Annotated in this window: 26 protein-coding genes; 23 read left to right on the top strand and 3 right to left on the bottom strand. The window is 46.7% G+C overall.

The window, feature by feature from the left end; all coding sequences use genetic code 11:
- The first annotated feature begins 84 nt into the window (after positions 1-84).
- The 3 genes from AR442_RS13280 to AR442_RS13270 all read left to right on the top strand — a co-directional run bounded on the left by AR442_RS13280 (position 85) and on the right by AR442_RS13270 (position 2,441).
- Entirely contained in the window at positions 85-1,221 is a 1,137-nt protein-coding gene (locus AR442_RS13280; RefSeq protein WP_087920760.1) for a Rap family tetratricopeptide repeat protein, read from the top strand.
- On the top strand, positions 1,211-1,345 hold the full coding sequence (locus tag AR442_RS20480; protein WP_003154881.1) for a PhrA family phosphatase inhibitor: 135 nt from the start codon (positions 1,211-1,213) through the stop codon (positions 1,343-1,345). Before AR442_RS13280 ends, AR442_RS20480 begins: the two co-directional genes overlap by 11 nt.
- Before the next feature lie 142 nt (positions 1,346-1,487).
- Positions 1,488-2,441, top strand: a complete 954-nt coding sequence (locus AR442_RS13270) for an N-acetylmuramoyl-L-alanine amidase (RefSeq protein WP_017417599.1) — start codon at positions 1,488-1,490, stop codon at positions 2,439-2,441.
- Between the two features lie 37 nt (positions 2,442-2,478).
- On the opposite strand, the gene AR442_RS13265 is transcribed toward AR442_RS13270, so the two are convergent.
- Positions 2,479-2,856, bottom strand: coding sequence for a PH domain-containing protein (locus tag AR442_RS13265; RefSeq protein WP_017417600.1), 378 nt, complete (start codon positions 2,854-2,856; stop codon positions 2,479-2,481).
- 109 nt (positions 2,857-2,965) lie between these two features.
- On the opposite strand from AR442_RS13265, the gene AR442_RS13260 reads away from it, so the two are divergent.
- Both AR442_RS13260 and AR442_RS13255 read left to right on the top strand, forming a co-directional pair.
- Positions 2,966-3,568, top strand: a complete 603-nt coding sequence (locus AR442_RS13260; protein ID WP_021494034.1) for a poly-gamma-glutamate hydrolase family protein — start codon at positions 2,966-2,968, stop codon at positions 3,566-3,568.
- A 70-nt stretch (positions 3,569-3,638) separates the two neighbouring features.
- Positions 3,639-4,475 carry a manganese catalase gene (locus AR442_RS13255; RefSeq protein WP_021494033.1) on the top strand — a complete coding sequence of 279 codons (837 nt, stop codon included), beginning with the start codon at positions 3,639-3,641 and terminating at the stop codon, positions 4,473-4,475.
- 21 nt (positions 4,476-4,496) lie between these two features.
- Here AR442_RS13255 and AR442_RS13250 read toward each other — a convergent pair whose 3' ends face one another.
- Both AR442_RS13250 and xre read right to left on the bottom strand, forming a co-directional pair.
- A complete protein-coding gene (locus AR442_RS13250) occupies positions 4,497-5,087 on the bottom strand; it encodes an ImmA/IrrE family metallo-endopeptidase (protein ID WP_021494032.1) in 591 nt (196 codons plus the stop codon).
- A gap of 148 nt (positions 5,088-5,235) precedes the next feature.
- Positions 5,236-5,574, bottom strand: a complete 339-nt coding sequence (gene xre, locus AR442_RS13245) for an HTH-type transcriptional regulator Xre (protein WP_003154871.1) — start codon at positions 5,572-5,574, stop codon at positions 5,236-5,238.
- 190 nt (positions 5,575-5,764) lie between these two features.
- Here xre and AR442_RS13240 point away from each other — a divergent pair, with 190 nt between their 5' ends.
- The 18 genes from AR442_RS13240 (at position 5,765) to AR442_RS13160 (ending at position 17,650) form a co-directional block, all read left to right on the top strand.
- Positions 5,765-5,944 (top strand): hypothetical protein, encoded by a 180-nt coding sequence (locus tag AR442_RS13240; protein WP_014417518.1) that lies wholly within the window; start codon positions 5,765-5,767, stop codon positions 5,942-5,944.
- Positions 5,934-6,761, top strand: coding sequence for a phage portal protein (locus AR442_RS13235; RefSeq protein WP_053285037.1), 828 nt, complete (start codon positions 5,934-5,936; stop codon positions 6,759-6,761). Before AR442_RS13240 ends, AR442_RS13235 begins: the two co-directional genes overlap by 11 nt.
- Positions 6,661-7,461: an ATP-binding protein gene (locus AR442_RS13230; RefSeq protein WP_053285036.1), complete on the top strand. Its 801-nt coding sequence runs from the start codon at positions 6,661-6,663 to the stop codon at positions 7,459-7,461. The genes AR442_RS13235 and AR442_RS13230 overlap by 101 nt, the downstream gene beginning before the upstream one ends.
- Positions 7,461-7,628 (top strand): hypothetical protein, encoded by a 168-nt coding sequence (locus AR442_RS20660; protein ID WP_162838272.1) that lies wholly within the window; start codon positions 7,461-7,463, stop codon positions 7,626-7,628. The genes AR442_RS13230 and AR442_RS20660 overlap by 1 nt, the downstream gene beginning before the upstream one ends.
- Positions 7,629-7,725: 97 nt before the next feature.
- A complete protein-coding gene (locus AR442_RS13225) occupies positions 7,726-8,067 on the top strand; it encodes a hypothetical protein (RefSeq protein ID WP_015239676.1) in 342 nt (113 codons plus the stop codon).
- Entirely contained in the window at positions 8,057-8,260 is a 204-nt protein-coding gene (locus AR442_RS13220) for an XtrA/YqaO family protein (protein ID WP_007610788.1), read from the top strand. Before AR442_RS13225 ends, AR442_RS13220 begins: the two co-directional genes overlap by 11 nt.
- A 106-nt stretch (positions 8,261-8,366) precedes the next feature.
- Positions 8,367-8,879: a sigma-70 family RNA polymerase sigma factor gene (locus tag AR442_RS13215; protein WP_007407279.1), complete on the top strand. Its 513-nt coding sequence runs from the start codon at positions 8,367-8,369 to the stop codon at positions 8,877-8,879.
- A gap of 112 nt (positions 8,880-8,991) precedes the next feature.
- Positions 8,992-9,789, top strand: a complete 798-nt coding sequence (locus tag AR442_RS13210; protein WP_021494030.1) for a terminase small subunit — start codon at positions 8,992-8,994, stop codon at positions 9,787-9,789.
- Positions 9,786-11,084, top strand: coding sequence for a PBSX family phage terminase large subunit (locus tag AR442_RS13205; protein WP_053285035.1), 1,299 nt, complete (start codon positions 9,786-9,788; stop codon positions 11,082-11,084). Before AR442_RS13210 ends, AR442_RS13205 begins: the two co-directional genes overlap by 4 nt.
- A gap of 48 nt (positions 11,085-11,132) precedes the next feature.
- Positions 11,133-12,524 (top strand): phage portal protein, encoded by a 1,392-nt coding sequence (locus AR442_RS13200; protein WP_094296112.1) that lies wholly within the window; start codon positions 11,133-11,135, stop codon positions 12,522-12,524.
- Between the two features lie 19 nt (positions 12,525-12,543).
- Entirely contained in the window at positions 12,544-13,389 is an 846-nt protein-coding gene (locus tag AR442_RS13195) for an XkdF-like putative serine protease domain-containing protein (RefSeq protein WP_007407275.1), read from the top strand.
- A 26-nt stretch (positions 13,390-13,415) separates the two neighbouring features.
- Complete coding sequence (locus AR442_RS13190; RefSeq protein WP_007407274.1) at positions 13,416-14,351, top strand: phage major capsid protein; 936 nt, start codon at positions 13,416-13,418, stop codon at positions 14,349-14,351.
- Positions 14,352-14,367: 16 nt separating this feature from the next.
- On the top strand, positions 14,368-14,751 hold the full coding sequence (yqbG, locus tag AR442_RS13185; protein WP_053285033.1) for a protein YqbG: 384 nt from the start codon (positions 14,368-14,370) through the stop codon (positions 14,749-14,751).
- Positions 14,748-15,104 (top strand): DUF3599 family protein, encoded by a 357-nt coding sequence (locus AR442_RS13180; protein ID WP_053285032.1) that lies wholly within the window; start codon positions 14,748-14,750, stop codon positions 15,102-15,104. Before yqbG ends, AR442_RS13180 begins: the two co-directional genes overlap by 4 nt.
- The gene (locus AR442_RS13175) at positions 15,101-15,604 is read left to right on the top strand and encodes an HK97 gp10 family phage protein (RefSeq protein ID WP_053285031.1); all 504 of its coding nucleotides are present in this window, start codon (positions 15,101-15,103) and stop codon (positions 15,602-15,604) included. The genes AR442_RS13180 and AR442_RS13175 overlap by 4 nt, the downstream gene beginning before the upstream one ends.
- Complete coding sequence (locus AR442_RS13170) at positions 15,601-16,047, top strand: hypothetical protein (protein ID WP_029973074.1); 447 nt, start codon at positions 15,601-15,603, stop codon at positions 16,045-16,047. The genes AR442_RS13175 and AR442_RS13170 overlap by 4 nt, the downstream gene beginning before the upstream one ends.
- On the top strand, positions 16,044-16,253 hold the full coding sequence (locus AR442_RS13165) for a YqzN/YkzM domain-containing protein (protein ID WP_007610809.1): 210 nt from the start codon (positions 16,044-16,046) through the stop codon (positions 16,251-16,253). The genes AR442_RS13170 and AR442_RS13165 overlap by 4 nt, the downstream gene beginning before the upstream one ends.
- Positions 16,253-17,650, top strand: coding sequence for a phage tail sheath family protein (locus tag AR442_RS13160; RefSeq protein WP_007610810.1), 1,398 nt, complete (start codon positions 16,253-16,255; stop codon positions 17,648-17,650). Before AR442_RS13165 ends, AR442_RS13160 begins: the two co-directional genes overlap by 1 nt.

The raw sequence follows: 17,650 nt of genomic DNA, 5'->3' as shown, positions 1-17,650 counted from the left end.
AATTGCGGTCTTTTTGCGTTCTTCTTTTTCTAGCAAATATGATAAAATATGACATATCTCGGTCATTCCAAAAGGGGGGATTTATTGAGGATGAAGCAGACTATTCCGTCCTCTTTTGTCGGGCTCAAAATTAATGAATGGTATACCCATATCCGGCAGTTTCACGTCCTTGAGGCGGAGCGCGTCAAACGTGAAGTAGAGAGAGAGATCGAGGATATGGAAGAAGATCAGGATCTGCTGCTGTATTATTCATTAATGGAATTCAGACACCGTGTCATGCTGGATTACATCAAGCCCTTAAAGGAGGACCCTTCTCAGCCTGAGTTTTCAGAATTATTGGAAGACATTGAAGGCAACCAGTATAAACTGACAGGACTGCTTGATTACTACTTTAATTTTTTTCGAGGAATGTACGAATTTAAACAGAAAATGTTCCTAAACGCCATGATGTATTACAAACGGGCTGAAAAAAACCTTGCACTCGTTTCTGATGACATCGAGAAAGCTGAGTTTGCTTTTAAAATGGCCGAGATATTTTACAACCTGAAACAAACCTACGTCTCCATGAGTTATGCCGTTCAAGCCCTTGAAACGTACCAATCGTATGAGACGTACAACGTCCGCAGAATCCAATGTGAATTCGTTATTGCAGGGAATTATGATGACATGCAGTATCCAGAAAGAGCATTGCCCCACTTAGAACTTGCTTTAGATCTTGCAAAACAAGAAGGCAATCCCCGTCTTATCAGTTCAGCCTTATATAATCTCGGAAACTGTTACGAAAAAATGGGAGACCTCTCTAAAGCAGCCGAATATTTTGAGACATCCGTTTCCATTTGCAGGTCAGAAAAGTTCGATAATCTTCCGCATTCTATTTACTCATTAACACAGGTTCTTTATAAACAGAACACTACAGCCGAAGCAGAGAAGCAATACCGCCTCGGGCTCAGTATCGCCCGCGAATACAATGATGAATTGTTTGTGAATCTGTTCCAATTTTTACATGCGTTATACGGCAAGGAAATGGATAACGCATCCGTCAGGCACACGTTTGATTTTCTGGAAGAACACATGCTGTATCCGTATGTGGAAGAATTGGCGCATGATGCTGCCAAATTTTACATGAAACACGGACAGCCTGAAAAAGCGCTCACGTTTTATGAAAAAATGGTGCACGCCCAAAAACAAATCCAGAGAGGAGATTGTCTATATGAAATCTAAACTGTTGTCAGGATTGCTGCTTGTTGCTGTCGGGTTCAGCTTTACACAGGTGATCGGCCATGAAAGCCATTTGGAAAACCAAGCGGACGGCACATTCCATATTGCCGCGCGCAACCAAACATAACATAAAGACCCTTCTTTGGAAGGGTCTTATTTTTTGCATGCGTATCCATTCCATTTTTATCCGAATGCAGGGTCTATATGCTCAAGTTATCTGTCCTACGAATGCCACCTATTGATGAAAAAGGCATAAGGAGAGATGAAGAGTGGGGATTGAAGTGAAAAAACGGCTCGTATCGGCTGATAAATATGCGTTAAAATGTCCGAATCCGATGACGCCGGAGTATATTACCATTCATAACACGGCAAACGACGCATCCGCCGCTAATGAAATCAGCTATATGACGGGAAACAGCGAATCAACGAGCTATCATTTTGCGGTTGATGACAAAGAAGTGATCCAGGGAATTCCGTTGGACCGGAATGCCTGGCATTCGGGAGACGGCACGAACGGTACCGGAAACCGAAAGTCGATTGCTATAGAAATCTGTTACAGCAAGTCAGGCGGCGAACGGTACAGAGCCGCAGAAGAACTGGCGATTGCGTTCGCGGCGCAGCTTTTGAAAGAACGGGGCTGGGGGATTGACAGAATCAGAAAGCATCAGGACTGGAACGGAAAGTACTGCCCGCACCGCATTTTGTCTGAAGGCCGCTGGGATGAAGTGAAGGCGAAGATTGCAAAGAAATTAAGCGGAAGTATGCCGGCGAAAAAAGCCTCTATTTCTTCTTCCGCCTCTGAATACCATGTGAAAAAAGGCGACACCTTATCGGAAATCGCCGCATCGCACGGTGTCAGCGTAAAATCGCTGCAAAGCATCAACCATATCACCGATCCGAATCACATTACAGTCGGACAAGTGATCAAGCTCGCTCAGACGGGTTCTTCTTCAAAAAGTCAGGCTGTGCCTTCCTATCCGCTTCCATCCGGTGTGATCAAAGTGACGAAACCGCTGACGAAAGGGACAAACGTAAAACAAGTGCAAAACGCTTTATCCGCTCTTTATTTTTATCCCGATAAAGGAGCAAAAAATCATGGGGCGGACGGCGTTTACGGTCCGAAAACGGCAAATGCCGTAAAACGTTTTCAATCCGTCAGCGGATTAACGGCAGACGGAATTTACGGCCCGAAAACGAAGGCCAAAATTGAAGAAAAACTGTAATCAATAAAACGGAAGCTCCCCGGGCTTCCGTTTCTTCTTACATACAAACTGCGGCAAGGGCCTTTTGAATATCATAAATGCTTTCATCTTTTTTAAACTGCTTTGAGACAGCGGGAAGTTCCGCTCCTGAAATCCAAATTTTCAGCTCTGAATCAAGGTCAAAGCGGCCGGCGGTTTCTACGCTGAATCTGGAAATGCTCTTGTACGGAATGGATTGAATCTCCGTTTTCTTCCCCGTGAGTCCCTGTTTATCAACAAGAATAAGACGCTTATCCGTAAAGACAATGATATCTCGTACGAGCTTAAACGCGGCGTTGACATTCTCACCTTCCAGCAGAATACGGGCCAGTTCTTCTTTTGCTTCAGCCGTCGATATTGTCGACGCATTGCCCAGCAATCCATTGATGAACCCCATGATATATCCCCCCTGATACGTATTCTATCAAATCATACTATAAAAAGGTTTCCATTCCCAGATGAGTAGAGTAAACTGGTGCTGACTGGAAAAGGAGAGCATGTTACACATGAAAGATAGATATGACAATTTCGCAGCCCTTTCAGCTGCTGAATCGGAATACAGAATTATTTATGAAGAAAAAGAGGGAAGTAAATGTATCGTCCTCGCTCCCCACGGCGGCAGGATTGAGCCGGGAGTCAGTGAGTTGGTGCGGGCATTTTCTGACCAAAGCTCAATTTATTTATTTGAAGGAACGAAGCGGTGCAATAACCGTTCTCTCCACTTGACAAGCACACGCTTTGACGAACCCCTGGCTTTAGAAAAAGTGAACGCCCATCATTACGGATTGGCTTTTCACGGGTATCATGATCTGAAAAAGGCAAATACACTCGTCGGGGGCGCGGATCTGGAAAAAGCAAGACTGATTTGTGATCTGCTGCGTGAAGCGGGGTTTGATGCCGAGCTGACAGAGAAGAACGATCGGCTGGCAGGTGTAAATCCCGGCAACATTGTCAATCGGACAAAAAGGAAAATGGGGCTGCAATTGGAAGTGAGCACGGCGCAGAGACACGCGCTGTTCAGCAATTTTGGCTGCCGGGGAGAAAAATATACGCCAACCGATCTGTTTTTTCGGTATGTAGAAGCCGTGAAGGCCGGTTTTTATGAGTAAAGAAAACGGACTCGCACCGCCTGCCCATTCTTTCATACACTAAGATTGTTTGAAAGAATGGGGGAATAGTATGTTTTATCATATTAAAGAGCTTCAATACCGCGCAAAGCCGTCTTGTCCTGATCCGGCTTACGCGAAAAAGCTTCAAGAAGTACTTGGAGGGCAGTACGGTGAGATCAGCGTCATGATGCAATATTTGTTTCAAGGCTTTAACTGCCGTGCCGATGAAAAATATAGAGATTTGCTGCATGATGTCGGAACGGAAGAGATCGGACATGTGGAAATGCTTGCGACGATGATTTCAAGGCTTTTGGACGATGCGCCGGCTGATGTGCAGGAAAATGCCTATAAAAGTGACCCGGCCGTCGCGGCTGTTATGGGGGGAATGAATCCGCAGCACGCCATTGTTGCAGGTTTAGGCGCAATGGCGGCTGACGCTGAAGGATACCCTTGGAATGCGAAATACATTATTTCCAGCGGGAATTTACTTGCAGATTTTCGGGCAAATTTAAATGCGGAATCCCAGGGACGCCTTCAGGTGACCCGGCTGTATGCGATGACTGACGATCCGGGTGTCAGGGATATGCTGTCCTTTTTAATTGCAAGAGATACGTATCATCAAAATATGTGGTACGCGGCGATAAAAGAGCTGGAAGAAAGAGAACGGGACATTGTCGTGCCTGCGACGTTTCCGCGTGAACTCGAAAAGCAGGAAGTGTCGTATGACCTGTTTAACTTTTCCAGAGGAGATGAGAGTTCACAAGGAAGATGGGCCCGCGGTGAAGCCTTTGACGGACGGGGCGAGTTCAGGTATATTTCGGTCCCGGTCGCGTTCGCATCTGCGCCTCATCTTAAACCGGCGCCAATGTGGCTTCACAATACACTTCTTCCGATGTCAAAATGCTGACACTCTTCCCGCAGAGTGCCGCTAGTTTTCAATAAAATACGGCGTTTTTTCTTCAGCGGCATGCAAGTGTGTCTGTCCGCTTTCATAATACCCATTCGGCCGCTTGTCGGATAACAGACAAGCGAGCCGCTTCTGAAATTGAATACCTGCTTTACGCCGTTCAAACAGCTCCAGCCTTTTTTCCGCAAATGATGCCGTCACCCGGAAAGCGGCTGCGATTAAAATAACGGCATGGCTTCTCCGCTGGGGAAGCTCCATGTTTAACAGCATAAAGGTCGGCACACAGAAGTGGTACATAAAATGGTTGGCCTGAAATTCCTGCAGTTCCCTGAACAGCTTGTTCATATGAAAATGGTTGCCGGTATGCTTCAGCACATGGCACAGTTCGTGCGCAAAATCCTGCCATTGCTCTTCGGGTGACTTTTTTTGATTCAGGACGATGCTGTACATGCCGTCCCGCTTCAGCATCATACTGTGCGTATCTTCAAAATGAATCCAAATGTCAAGCTCCTTGGCAATCATCTGCATATCAATATGGAGAGGGGCGGTCATTCCCATGCGGCAATATAAGTTTTTGACGTATTCCTCAAGATGTGTTAAAAAATCGCCCAATTGAATACACCCTTTCGAACATATGTTCTTTTTTAAGCGAGAAAGAAAAGCCCTGATCGGACTTTGAATCAATTCCCTTTTCTTTTAAAAATAAACATTCATCTTTTATATCGGCTGAACGTTAAGCAATTTAAAGGAAAAGAGCGGATTATTTATGTTTCGGCCTGCGGTTTTTCTCTTTTTCTTTTAAATAATTAATGAATTCAATGGCCTGCTGCTTGCTTTCCGGCGAAAAGTCCTGCATGTCCCGATATGCAATCTGCAGGTCGGGATCGGCAAACATGTCTTCATCTGAAGGTTCTTTTCCGGTTAACAAATAATCAGTCGACACTTTGAAATAATCCGCAAGCTTTTGCAGCGTGTCGTAATCGGGTTCAGATCGGCCGTTTTCATAATGAGAATATCTGGCGCGCGAGACACCGATATGATTTGCGACTTCTTCCTGCGTTTTCTTTCCTCTGAGACTCTTTAATCTTCCGCCTATCATCCGAATGACCTCTCTTTTTTCAACACCCTAAGTTACTTATGATTATAGATACAAAATGTATCAAAATAAAGAGATGATAAAAAAAGTATCAAAAAGGTCTTGATGATACGAAATGTATCGTATATAATCAACAACATAAGGATACGTAATGTATCAAAATACGATAAGAAATTGATCAGGAGGGTGAGAGATGCAGCCGATAATCATCCGTTTCAGCAGCAATCCGGCTGACCAGAGATGTTTAGGAAAAGCAGGCGGTTCGATATCTTTTACCGCTTGCGGACTTCCGGTATTCCGATTTGATAACCGATTGCAGTATGAACGCTATATAAGTCTGAAGAAAAACGGAGACGTCCAATATGAATCGTAAAAGCTACCCGTTTTTCATCTATTCCGGATTATTGAATTCAGAACATTATGAAAAGATAGGGTCCGCCATATGGCTGTTTTTATGGTTCATCAGCTCAACGACAAAGGAACACGTAAAAGACGGCGTAAAGTGGGGGATCGTCCTCGGTCATAAGCCCGTAAAAGCAAAAGAAATGGCCGACGTATTTGCCGTCAGCGAAAAAACCGTCAGACGGTGGCTTGAGGTTTTGGAACAGCATGAATATATCAAAACCGTCCGCGCCCCTTACGGACTCATCGTCTCCGTAAAGCACTCGAAAAGATTCACGCCGAAAAAGACATTGACCCGCCCGGAAGTCACAGACCGGACAATATCGGCGGATCACCGGGACAAAAATGTCCGGAGAGAAATAGATATAACAAAAAATCATACTGCTGAAGAAGCGATTAACGACATTGCCGCCCATTTTATCAGATTAAGGTCTGCACAGGAGGGGCGGAGCGTATACCCCTCGCCCCGGGATTATCAGGCCATCGCCCGTATTGTTTCCCTCGGTGCGTCAGCACAAGAAGCAATCAAATGGCTCGGCGAATGCTTTACCGCTTTTGAACAGCGGCGCACCTCTTCAGCTGAAACGATCAAGGCTTTCAGCTATTGCGCCAAGTATATGGAAGACCGCTTGAATGCACGAATTGCGGGAAGGACAATCACAACAAAAAAAGAGAGGAATACGATACATGACAAAACGAACGATCGAGCAAATACTGGCCGACCTGAAAAACGGAAAACGTCCATTACTGGCGGACAGACCGGAAGAATCAGACGAAAGCCGCTTTGACTGTCCGCTCTGTAAAGATCAGGGCGGTTATCTCAAAAACCAGCTGGGAATGGATGTGTGGGTTAAGTGCCGCTGCGCCGCCGAACGAAAAGCAGAGCGCATCCTCAGCGCAAGTGAGATTACAGATGCCTTTCGGAAGCTGGATTTCAAAGGATTTATCACGCGGGGCAAGCCTCAGGCAGTCGTCGACGCATATGAGTGCGCCCTTGAATATGTTGAAAACTTCGACAAGATTAAAAACTGCCGGAAAAACAGCATTGCCCTTTTAGGGCGTCCGGGATCGGGAAAAACCCATCTTTTGACCGCTCTCAGCAATTATGTCATGAGACAGAAGCAGACACCGGTGCTGTATTTTCCTTTTGTGGAGGGCTTTACGGATTTAAAAAATGATTTTGATCTGCTTGATGCAAAGCTTGGCCGTATGAAACAGGCGGATGTGCTTTTTATTGACGATCTGTTCAAACCGCTGAACGGAAAACCCCGGGCGACCGATTGGCAGATTGAACAAATGTACGCCGTCGTGAATTACCGCTATTTAAATCATAAGCCGGTTCTTATCTCGAGCGAGCTGGCCTGTGACGGACTGGTGCAGGTTGATGAAGCCTTGGGCACAAGAATTTATGAGATGTGCAACGATTATTTAGTCATCATTAATGGCAATTCATTTGACGTAAACCACAGATTAGAGGGGGCGAGATAATGTGTAAACTGTGCGGGCCGAAGAAGGTCGTTGTGACGGAAACGGGTTTCGGCGCTGTCTTTCACCCTTGCCCGAACTGCAAAACAGGCACTGATTTAACGCCGGTCATTAAACGTCTTGAGCGAATGGTTCAAGACGCAAAAGCGAGGCTTGATGCACGTGTATAAATATATCAAGTGGCTTTTTTGCCTGCTGTTCAGGGCGAAACGGATAGAAAAGCAAATTGAAGCATGGCATGAGGCTGATGGAAAGTGAGGATAACCATTGCAAGAAAAACACAGCCCCGCTCCATGGCGGGCCGTACACAGCGGAGAAGAAAAACCCATTTACATTTATTCCGCTTACAGCGAAGCGGATAAAGAGAAGTTCCCTTATTCAAACGGAAGGCTCATCGCGGCCGTTTTCAACTTAAGTTCATACTCTCAGCAGATCAACGCGGCATTGATGGCGAAAGCCCCGGAACTTTTTGAGGCGGCCGAAACGGCTCTCCGCCTGCTCCGGGGAGAAAGTTCTGAAGAAAAAGAAGCGTTCATAAATGAGCTCGGAAGCCTCATACATGAAGTAAACATCCTGAAAAAGACGGAGGACGTAAAACATGAATCCTAAAAAACTGACCGACATTGAACATACAACATTAAAAAGCCAGCTGGAAGAAGGCAAGGTTCGGGTGATTATTGTAGACGGACTGAAGAAGGAAGCGTGGCTCGCCGAAGCGCCGGAGCACGGCAAAACGCTTGTCGAAACGCGAAAAGGGGATCTGGCCCGGATCGAATATGAAATCGGCTTTAAATTGAATTAAAAACAGAATACGTCCAAGACGGAAAGCCTGCGGACACTGATCAATCGCGCACATGCTGCGCATTGGTTGGTGTCCTTTTTTTGTTCCGAAAAAGAGGAGGATCTACATGGAAGACTTACTATTTGAATATAAACGCACGCTGAAAGAGACGAAAAAGTGGTACAAGCAGCTGGAGGAAGCCGATGAAACGGTGCTTACTTCAGAAGAACTGAAAGATAAAAAAATCATCAGAACAATCATTACAGATGTGGAATATGTCATCGAATGGCTTGAAAAAGGCCGGCAGCCCGGCATAAGAAGAGCGATAGACCGCAGAGACGCTTATCAGAGAATGCTGATTAAAGATCCGAGAATTATAGAAACCTATTCACAGGCGCTGATGTTTGAACCTTCCGGGAATGTGACTGAAGAAGACAGAATCAGACTGCGGGACGCATTAGCCGTTTTAACGGATAGAGAAAAAGAAATGCTGCTGCTCCACAAAGCGGAATGCTTTTCATATGAACGGATCGCCGCCTTGCTGAATGTAAAGAAATCAACCGTACAGACGACGGTCAAACGGGCGCTTCTAAAAATTCAAAAACAGCAAGAACAAAGAAATCAATCGCCTGCTTCATAAGTTGTCATACGTTTGCCACCTAGAAGTGAACAGACGATCACAAAAAGCGGCCCGATTAGAAGCCGCTTTTTATTATAGACAATCATGTCGGAGGTGGCGGTGATGCCGTAGCATGAAAAACGCAAAAAGAGAACAGGCATTTACAATCTATCAGTCTCATAAAGGCCGCATCACAAATCGCGCCCTTGCCGGCAAATCAGGCGTATCCGCAAGAACGATCGGCAGATGGAAAAAAGAAGGGCGCTGGGACGAGGCGCTCCATAAGAATGCGGAAAGCGGCGGAAAAAACAACCCGGGCGAAGGTGATGAGTTAAACGAACGCCAGCGGCTGTTTTGTCTTTATTATGTGAAAAGCTTTAACGCCACCCAATCTGCGATAAAAGCCGGGTATTCACCGGAAAGCGCGCATGTGACGGGAAGCAGGCTGTTAAAAAACAGAAAAGTCGCCAAAGAAATCAGCCGCATGAAAAAGGAAATGGTCAATAAAGTGTTTGTCGAAGCGATGGACGTTCTTCAAGTCTATGTGAAAATCGCTTTCGCCGACATTACCGATTATGTAACCTTCGGAAAAAAAGAGGTTCAGGCCTTCGGAAAATCAGGGCCGCTCTTTGACGAAAATGATAATCCGATTATGCAGGAAATCAGCTACGTTGATGTTAAAGATTCGCACCTTCTGGACGGAACCATCGTCACGGAAGCAAAACTCGGAAAAGAGGGCATTGCAATCAAGCTTGCCGACAAGATGAAGGCTCTTGAAAAGCTGTCCTTGTACTTTGACCTTTTCCCCGATCAATTTAAACAAAAAATCGAAAATGAAAAATTAAAGCTGGCACAGCAGAAGATGGAAAAAACAGAAGACAGCCAAAAGCCGATTGACATTGTCATTACGCGAAAAGAGGAACGGTCATGATTGAAAAAGCGGTCAACCCGCGCTTTGAAGATTTTTTGTTCAATTGGAATGAAACGTACCAATTTCTCGTCGGAGGCTACGGCTCGTCAAAAAGCTATCATACCGCGCTGAAAATCATCTTGAAGCTGCTTCGTGAAAAGCGGACGGCGCTTGTCGTGCGGGAAGTTTTCGATACGCACAGAGATTCTACCTTTGCCTTGTTTGAAGACATTATCGGGGAGCTTGAGCTGGGACATGCCGTAAAGGCCGTGTCTTCGCCGATGCAGCTGAGATTTTCAAACGGAAGCCGGATTATGTTTAAAGGGATGGACAACCCGGCCAAATTGAAATCCATTCATCATATTTCACTGATTTGGATTGAAGAATGCTCTGAAGTGAAGTATGAAGGCTTTAAGGAGCTGATCGGCCGTCTGCGCCATCCCGAGCTTTCGCTTCATATGATATGCACCACAAATCCCGTCGGCACCTCCAATTGGACGTACCGGCATTTTTTCCGTGATGACCAAAAAAAACGGTTCGTATTGGATGATCAGACGCTGTATGAAAAAGGCACCGTCGTTAAGGGAGATACGTATTACCACCATTCCACAGCGTGCGATAATCTGTTTTTGCCGAAAAGCTATATTAAGCAGCTGGACAGCTTACGGCATTACGATCCCGATTTATACCGGATCGCCCGCAAAGGACAGTTCGGCGTTAACGGCATCCGCGTGTTTCCGCAGTTTCAGGTCATGGAGCACAACGAAGTAACGGAGCGGATTGCTTCCATCAGGCGCCCCCTGTTTCGGACGGGCATGGATTTCGGTTTTGAAGAGTCATACAATGCGGTCATCCGGCTTGCCGTCGATCCGGATCAAAAAGACCTTTATATTTTCTGGGAGTATTACAAAAACAAAATGACCGATGATCAGACAGCTGAGGAGCTTCAGGAATTGGCGGATCAAAAAGAGCTGATCAAAGCGGATTCGGCTGAGCCGAAAAGCATCCAATATTTTCGCAGGCAGGGCTTTTGCATGGTTGCGGCCAAAAAGTTTCCGGGCTCAAGACTTCAGTATACAAAAAAGCTGAAACGGTTCAAACATATCTATTGCTCAGACAACTGTCAACATACGATCCGCGAATTGCAGAACTTAACGTACGCAAAAAACAAAAACGGCGCTCTGTCGGAAGATGAGTTTTCAATTGATCCCCACACACTTTCAGCCATTTGGTATGCGCTGGATGACTATGACGCGGCGGATCTGAAAGATGCATCACAAAAACGGAGACGTCCGAATCGGGAAAGGAGGAGGTAGGCGTTGCCGAACTATCAAAACGTTAGAGCCACCGTCTTTAAATCAAAAATGGCCGCGCCGCAGGCAAGGCAGATGAACGAAGATCAATTTGCCGATCTGTACGGCGAAGACATCATTTCACCGCCCTATAATCTCATTGAACTGAAAACAATCGCCGAATATTCGACGATTCTTCAGCAGTGCATTGACGCGTATCGGGTCAATATTACGGGTTTTGGGTTTGATGTGGAATATACCTTTGATGTAAATAGCCCAGATTGCTCTCCGACAAAAAAGGCCCGGGCCGAAAAAAACTGGATGAAGCTGGAGAGCTTTTACAAATGTCTTCATTTTGATGAATCGGCCGAGACGATCCTCGGATATGCGATAGAAGACCGTGAAAAAACGGGCAACGGTTTTCTCGAAGTGCTTAGGGACGGGGCGGGAAAACCGGCGGGGATTGAATATCTGGATGTGAAACATATGCGCGTATGCGGTGTGACTGATCCCGTTGAAGTTACATTTTCATATGAAGAAAACGGCGCATCCAAAACGATTAAAAGGCAAAAACGGTTTCGTAAATATGTTCAGATGCTGAACGGTCGGAAAGTGTTTTTTAAAGAATACGGCGATCCCCGCATGATGGACATGAGAACCGGCGAATACGTAAAGACCCTGTCTGAAGAATATCGGGCAAATGAAGCCATTCACTTAAAAATCGGCAGCGGCACTTACGGAATTCCGCGCTGGGTCGGCAATATCGTCAATCTGTACGGCGCCCGGAAAGCGGAAGAACTGAATTTTATGTATTTCAAGCAGGGCCGTCACGTGCCGGCCGCCATTACGGTTGAAAACGGCATGCTGTCAGAAACCTCGTACAAAGAGCTCCAGGATTATATGAATGACCTGGAAGGGGTGGAAAACGCCCACAAATTTCTGCTGATTGAGGCGGAAGGCATTGCGAAGGAAAAAGACCTTCACGGAGGCGAAGACATTACGCCCGTGTCTGTGGAAATTAAATCACTTGCGGAAATTCTGCAGGATGATGCGCTGTTTCTTGAATATGACGACAAAAGCAGAAATAAACTCCGTTCCGCTTTCCGTCTCCCGCCGCTTTATACGGGCGAGGCGCAGGAATACAACAAAGCCACCGCCGATACGGCACGGAAAATAACGGAGGAGCAGGTGTTTCAGCCGGAGCGGAAAACGCTGATTAATAAGCTCAACACGTTATTTTTGCCTGAATTGGGTCTCCACGATGTACAGCTCACATTAAAAGGGCCTGATTTTCGCGATCCGCTTGAAATTGCGAAGGTGCTTACGCCATTTATTTCCGCCGGCGCGGTCTCTCCTAATGACCTCCGTGATCTGGCGGGAAGAGTGCTCGGGAAGACGCTTGAGGAATGGCCTGAAGAGTACTACAGCCGGCCGGTGCTGAAAGGGAAAAAGGAGCAATCCTGAAAGGGGGTGAAAACATCTCGTGCCGAGAGAATTGAGAAATGCCGTCATCAGTTTTGTGAGCTATGTCGATAAGGCGGCGAACCAAACGGAATTCTTTTTTACAAAATCAGCCGGAGGCCTTCCGTCATTTGAAAAAAAGGTGCAGGTGTTTACAAAAAGCGAATCGGATGAGCAGAAGCTTGTTTACGGCATCGTTTACGAGCCGGATGTCCCGGATGCACATGGCGATTATATGACGGCTGAAGAAATTGAAAAGGCCGCTCACGGTTTTTTGGCGGACGCCCGCAACATCGATACAAATCATAATTTTGAAGGCGGGACCGGCGAGGTGGTGGAGTCGTACGTCGCCCCGGATGACTTTGAAATCGGGAATGCTGTGATCCGGAAAGGATCTTGGGTGCTTGTCACCAAAGCTTCCGATGAAGTATGGGATCAGATTAAAGCCGGTATCATTACGGGCTACAGCATGGCGGGAACCGCTGACGTTTACGAAGAGCCGGCAGAAAAGCAAGCCGGCTTATTCGGCGCGGTCAAGCAATTTCTCGACCGTGACCGCAAATCAAGAAACCGCAAGGGAGAGGACTTGAACAAGATGAGAAAAGAAGACGTAAGAGAATCAATTGAACACGCGCTGCACCCGCTTTTAAAGCGGCTTGACAGCTTGGACCAAAACACGGAAGACAAAGACGGGGCGGCTGCGCCGTCTGATGAAGAAAAGCTGAAAACGCTTGTCGAGGACATGCTCGCGCCGATTATTAAACGCATTGAAGCGCTTGAAAAAGTAAGAGGCGCATCAAAGCAGCCGGAAGAAGAGACGGGCGGCCAAGAGCCTGTTAAAAAATCCATTTGGAGCGGACTGCTTTAAGCCCAGTCAGAAGGAGGAACTGTAGAGTGAGAAATCAAGATATCATCAGAAAGGCGGAAATGTCACTTTCCGCTTTAAAAAGCGGCGGTTTAATGAACCCCGCACAAGCTTCAGCATTTATCCGCATGGTGCAGAACACGCCGACCATTTTCAGCGAATCGCGTGTGATTCAAATGGAAAATGACTCGCAGAAATTTGAAAAAATCGGTTTCGGCCAGCGGATTCTGCGTGCCGCTGAGGAAGGAAAAGCCTTAACTGACGATCAGCTGACCGTCCCGGCAACAAGTACGGTGCAGCTGAATACGAAAGAAGTCATTGCGGAAATTAATATCACCTATGACACGCTTGAAAACAATATTGAAAAAGACGGCCTGCAGCAGACGATCATGCAGATTTTGGCGGAGCGGGCGGCAGTCGATATTGAGGAGCTTGTCGTAAACGGCGATACATCTTCTTCTGATCCGTACTTGGCACAGCTTGACGGAATCCGTAAGCAGACTGTATCTCATGTCATTGACGGAAACGGGGAAGAGCTGTCCAGAGCCACATTTAAAAAAGGCTTAAAAGCCATTCCGGCAAAATATTTGCGCCTGCCTCAGGAATTCAGATTTTACACATCTCAAGGCATGGAGATTGAATGGAAAGACCGTGTGGCTGACCGTCAGACCAATCTGGGGGATCTTGCGGTGCAGGGCGGTTTGTCTTCAGCATTCGGCGTTCCGGTCAAAGGAGTGTCCAATCTGCAGCCGTACTCGGTCGGAGAAGGTGACTCCCAGTACGATGCGTCTGACATCATTTTGACTCACCCGAAAAATATCATTCTCGGTTTTTCACGGAATATCCGAATCGAAGTAGATAAAGATATTCGCAGCCGCAAATTTATTATCGTACTGACGGCTAAACTTGACAGCAAATTTGAAGAAGAAGATGCAAGCGCCAAAATCGTAAACGTTAAAGAATAAGACGGGGGTGGCAGTTATGTTAATTCAGCCGTCTGACGTTGTTTCATATTCAGTTTATGATCAAGTCAAAAACAGGCCGGAGCCGCTTCTTATACAGGACATTCTGGAGGCGGAGGCGGAAGCGGCCAGAATGACGGGGCATTCGTTCACTGACCCTATTTACTCACCGCTTCCCGAAAAGATTAAGCTTGCGTTATTAAAGCTTTCTCAATATTTTGCGCTGATCAACCAGAATGAAGCGGCCGCTTCCGCCTATCAATCTGAAAAGATAGGTGACTATTCCTATACGGTGGCAGGTGAAGGCGGGATCAGAAAACCGGCTGTGCGCCATCTTCTCTGTGAATATATCGCGCCGGGTTATTCCCCGGTTTCTGCAAACGCAAAGGTGAGACCGTTATGAGCTACGAACGGCTGCTCACTGACAGATGCGATATTTATCATGAGACGGTGTCAGTTCCGAAGGCCGGACGCTTCGGGATTCCCGCCGAAAAGCTCCAGCCTGTCTTTTCTTATCGGGAAGTTCCCGATGCTGAAGACGTGCCATGTCTGTTTGTTGAAAAACAGCAGCAGCTTATTCAGCTTGATCCTGATCATAAGGTATATCAGCGGTTTCTCATTCATTTTCCGAAAGAGGCCGTTGTGCGTGTCAATGACAAAATCATTTGGGAAGGACAGGCGTATATTCTGGAAATGCCGAAGAAAGCAAGACAGCACCATTGGGAGGTTATCGCTGTGAGAGATGACAGACTATGAGCATAAAAAACCTTGAACAATGGAATCGGTCGCTGCAAAAGGCATCATCCGGAGAATTTGCCCGACAGGCATGCGAATGGCTGGAGCAGTCAGGGAAGGATTTTCTCGACTTGGTACGGGAGGAGCTTATTCATTCGGGAGGGATTGATACAGAAAACCTGCTGTCTTCTTTCCGAAAAGGAGCGCAGGATCATATATGGATCATTGAAAACGGGGGACTGACCCTTGAAATCGGCACCAATGTAGAGTACGCCTCATTCATAAATGACGGACATTGGACCGTCTCAGATGAAAATGTCAGATGGGTGCCCGGGTATTTTCAAGGCTCCCGGTTCATCTATGATCCGTCAGCTTCAACGGGAATGGCGCTCAAAAAACAGTGGATCAGCGGGAATGGGTTTTGGGACAAAGCCCTTCTTTTGTATGAAACACTCTTCGCCGAATCGCTGGACAAGCGTTTCGATCAGTGGCTTAACACGTTGGGGGGAGATATCGGATGAATCGCGAAACCGGTTCAATCGCCGCTTTTTTGTATCAGCAGTGCGGCGTGCCCGTATATGAAAATGAACTGCCTGAACAATTTCAGGTGCCGTCACTATATATTCCGCCCCCATTTGTTTTTGACGAAAATGACACAGTCTCCACTTATAAGAAAACGTACAGTCTGAATGTGAAGCTGTTCCATGCCGACTCGGTGCAGGCGCTCTATGCAGCCGACCGGATCGCCGATGCGGTGAGAGAATCAAGACAGCTGATTCCGCTGCTAACGGAATCAGGGGAGGATACCGGTGATTTCGTCCGCATCAGCCGTATCGAAACAAGAGTCGGAGACAAAGGCGAGGCAGTGATCACAATCCGCTGGACGAGCCGCTACTACTATCAGAAACAAACATCTCCCGCACTGCGGGATGTGGACATTAACAGCGGGGTGAAACAAAAGTGAAACAACATAAAAAGAAAAACGCCGCAGCGGCGGAACGAGCGGTTCTTTATGACACGGCGGATTTAACAAAGCACGCGAAGGAGCTTTTCGGCGTAAAACCTGAGATTCTCCAGGGGGCTTTATTCGGCGTGAAGCAAAAACAAATGACGAAAGCGCAAGCCAAGTCTTACATTGAAGCATTTTTAACCAAGGAGGTCATGCAATAATGAACGGCGGAACATTTACGCAAGGAAAAGAAAAAGAACGTGCCGGAATCTATTTTAACTTTAAAACAACCGCCCAGGAGCGGGTATCGATCGGTGAACGCGGGATTGTCGCCCTTCCCGTCGCATCCGGCTGGGGGGAAGCGAAAACATTCGTTTCCATTTCAAGCATTGAAGATTTGAATAAAAAAGTGGGGCTCAGTATTGAAGATCCGTCACTGATTCTGCTTCGTGAAGCGAAAAAGAAAGCAAAAACCGTTTTGATGTACCGTCTGACAGAGGGAATCAGAGCAAGCGCCGACCTTTCGCAAGGTGTTAAAGCAACCGCATTGTACGGCGGTTCAAAAGGAAATGACATCATCATCCGCATCAGTGAAAACGTCCTTGATCAGACCGCTTTCGATGTGACCACTTACATGGATGAAGCGGAAGTTGACAAACAAACGGTGAAAAAAGCCGAAGAATTAAAAGCAAACGGCTATGTCACATTTACGGGAACGGGCGAACTGTCGGCTTCCATCCCGCTGACAGGAACTGAGGAAGAATCCGGGGAAACGTTAAACCCGCAGGCAGGCATCCGTCTTGCGGGAGGAACTGATAAAGCACCGGTCAACTCAGACTATACGGATTTTTTAGCTGCGGCTGAAACGGAGAATTTCGATGTCATCGCTCTTCCTGTCGCGGAAAACGATCAGCTGAAAGCGACATTTGCCGCATTCATTAAACGCCTTCGCGATGCGCAGGGACAGAAGGTGCAAGGGGTGACCGCCCATTACAGCGGAGATTATGAAGGCATTATCAATGTTACTGAAGGTGTGCTGCTGGAAGACGGAACCGAGATTAAAGCTGAAGATGCGACCGCCTGGGTGGCAGGCGCAAGTGCCAGCGCCGCATTTAATCAATCCTTAACATTCGTTGAATACGAAGGCGCCGTCGATGTGCTGCACCGCCTGACTCATGATGAAGTGATCGAACGTCTTTCTAAAGGTGAATTCCTTTTCTCTTATGATGCCCGTGATAAGTCAGTCAGCGTTGAAAAAGATATCAACTCATTGGTGACATTTACGGCAGAGAAAAACAAAAAGTTCGCGAAAAACAAAATCGTTCGTGTGCTTGATGCGGTGAATAACGATTTGACACGTGAACTGAAAGCCTTAATTAAATCGAAAAAAGGCACGGGCAGCGATCTTCCTGCGACAAATGACGGCCTTCAATTCGTCAAAACGATGATCATTCAATATTTGACTACGCTTCAGGATGCGGGCGGCATCGCAAATTTTGATTCAGACAAAGACATTACAATCGGGCTGAATGAAGACCGCGACGGCTTTTTAATCGATCTCGCCGTACAGCCTGTGGATGCGGCAGAAAAATTCTACTTTAACGTGGAGGTAAACTAA

The sequence above is a fragment of the Bacillus velezensis genome, from assembly GCF_001461825.1.
Lineage (GTDB): Bacteria > Bacillota > Bacilli > Bacillales > Bacillaceae > Bacillus > Bacillus velezensis.
The sequence above is the reverse complement of the archived record's forward strand: the minus strand, read 5'-3'. Positions and strand labels throughout refer to the sequence as shown.

Excerpts from the sequence above, each read along its gene's own strand:
- AR442_RS13230 (WP_053285036.1), top strand. The coding sequence starts at position 6,661 with ATGACAAAACGAACGATCGAGCAAATACTGGCCGACCTGAAAAACGGA.
- yqbG (WP_053285033.1), top strand. The coding sequence starts at position 14,368 with ATGTTAATTCAGCCGTCTGACGTTGTTTCATATTCAGTTTATGATCAA.
- AR442_RS13205 (WP_053285035.1), top strand. The coding sequence starts at position 9,786 with ATGATTGAAAAAGCGGTCAACCCGCGCTTTGAAGATTTTTTGTTCAAT.
- AR442_RS13170 (WP_029973074.1), top strand. The coding sequence starts at position 15,601 with ATGAATCGCGAAACCGGTTCAATCGCCGCTTTTTTGTATCAGCAGTGC.
- AR442_RS13210 (WP_021494030.1), top strand. The coding sequence starts at position 8,992 with ATGAAAAACGCAAAAAGAGAACAGGCATTTACAATCTATCAGTCTCAT.
- AR442_RS13265 (WP_017417600.1), bottom strand. The coding sequence starts at position 2,856 with ATGGGGTTCATCAATGGATTGCTGGGCAATGCGTCGACAATATCGACG.
- AR442_RS20480 (WP_003154881.1), top strand. The coding sequence starts at position 1,211 with ATGAAATCTAAACTGTTGTCAGGATTGCTGCTTGTTGCTGTCGGGTTC.
- AR442_RS13215 (WP_007407279.1), top strand. The coding sequence starts at position 8,367 with ATGGAAGACTTACTATTTGAATATAAACGCACGCTGAAAGAGACGAAA.
- AR442_RS20660 (WP_162838272.1), top strand. The coding sequence starts at position 7,461 with ATGTGTAAACTGTGCGGGCCGAAGAAGGTCGTTGTGACGGAAACGGGT.
- AR442_RS13160 (WP_007610810.1), top strand. The coding sequence starts at position 16,253 with ATGAACGGCGGAACATTTACGCAAGGAAAAGAAAAAGAACGTGCCGGA.
- AR442_RS13240 (WP_014417518.1), top strand. The coding sequence starts at position 5,765 with ATGCAGCCGATAATCATCCGTTTCAGCAGCAATCCGGCTGACCAGAGA.
- AR442_RS13260 (WP_021494034.1), top strand. The coding sequence starts at position 2,966 with ATGAAAGATAGATATGACAATTTCGCAGCCCTTTCAGCTGCTGAATCG.
- AR442_RS13200 (WP_094296112.1), top strand. The coding sequence starts at position 11,133 with ATGGCCGCGCCGCAGGCAAGGCAGATGAACGAAGATCAATTTGCCGAT.
- AR442_RS13220 (WP_007610788.1), top strand. The coding sequence starts at position 8,057 with ATGAATCCTAAAAAACTGACCGACATTGAACATACAACATTAAAAAGC.
- xre (WP_003154871.1), bottom strand. The coding sequence starts at position 5,574 with ATGATAGGCGGAAGATTAAAGAGTCTCAGAGGAAAGAAAACGCAGGAA.
- AR442_RS13235 (WP_053285037.1), top strand. The coding sequence starts at position 5,934 with ATGAATCGTAAAAGCTACCCGTTTTTCATCTATTCCGGATTATTGAAT.
- AR442_RS13180 (WP_053285032.1), top strand. The coding sequence starts at position 14,748 with ATGAGCTACGAACGGCTGCTCACTGACAGATGCGATATTTATCATGAG.
- AR442_RS13255 (WP_021494033.1), top strand. The coding sequence starts at position 3,639 with ATGTTTTATCATATTAAAGAGCTTCAATACCGCGCAAAGCCGTCTTGT.
- AR442_RS13175 (WP_053285031.1), top strand. The coding sequence starts at position 15,101 with ATGAGCATAAAAAACCTTGAACAATGGAATCGGTCGCTGCAAAAGGCA.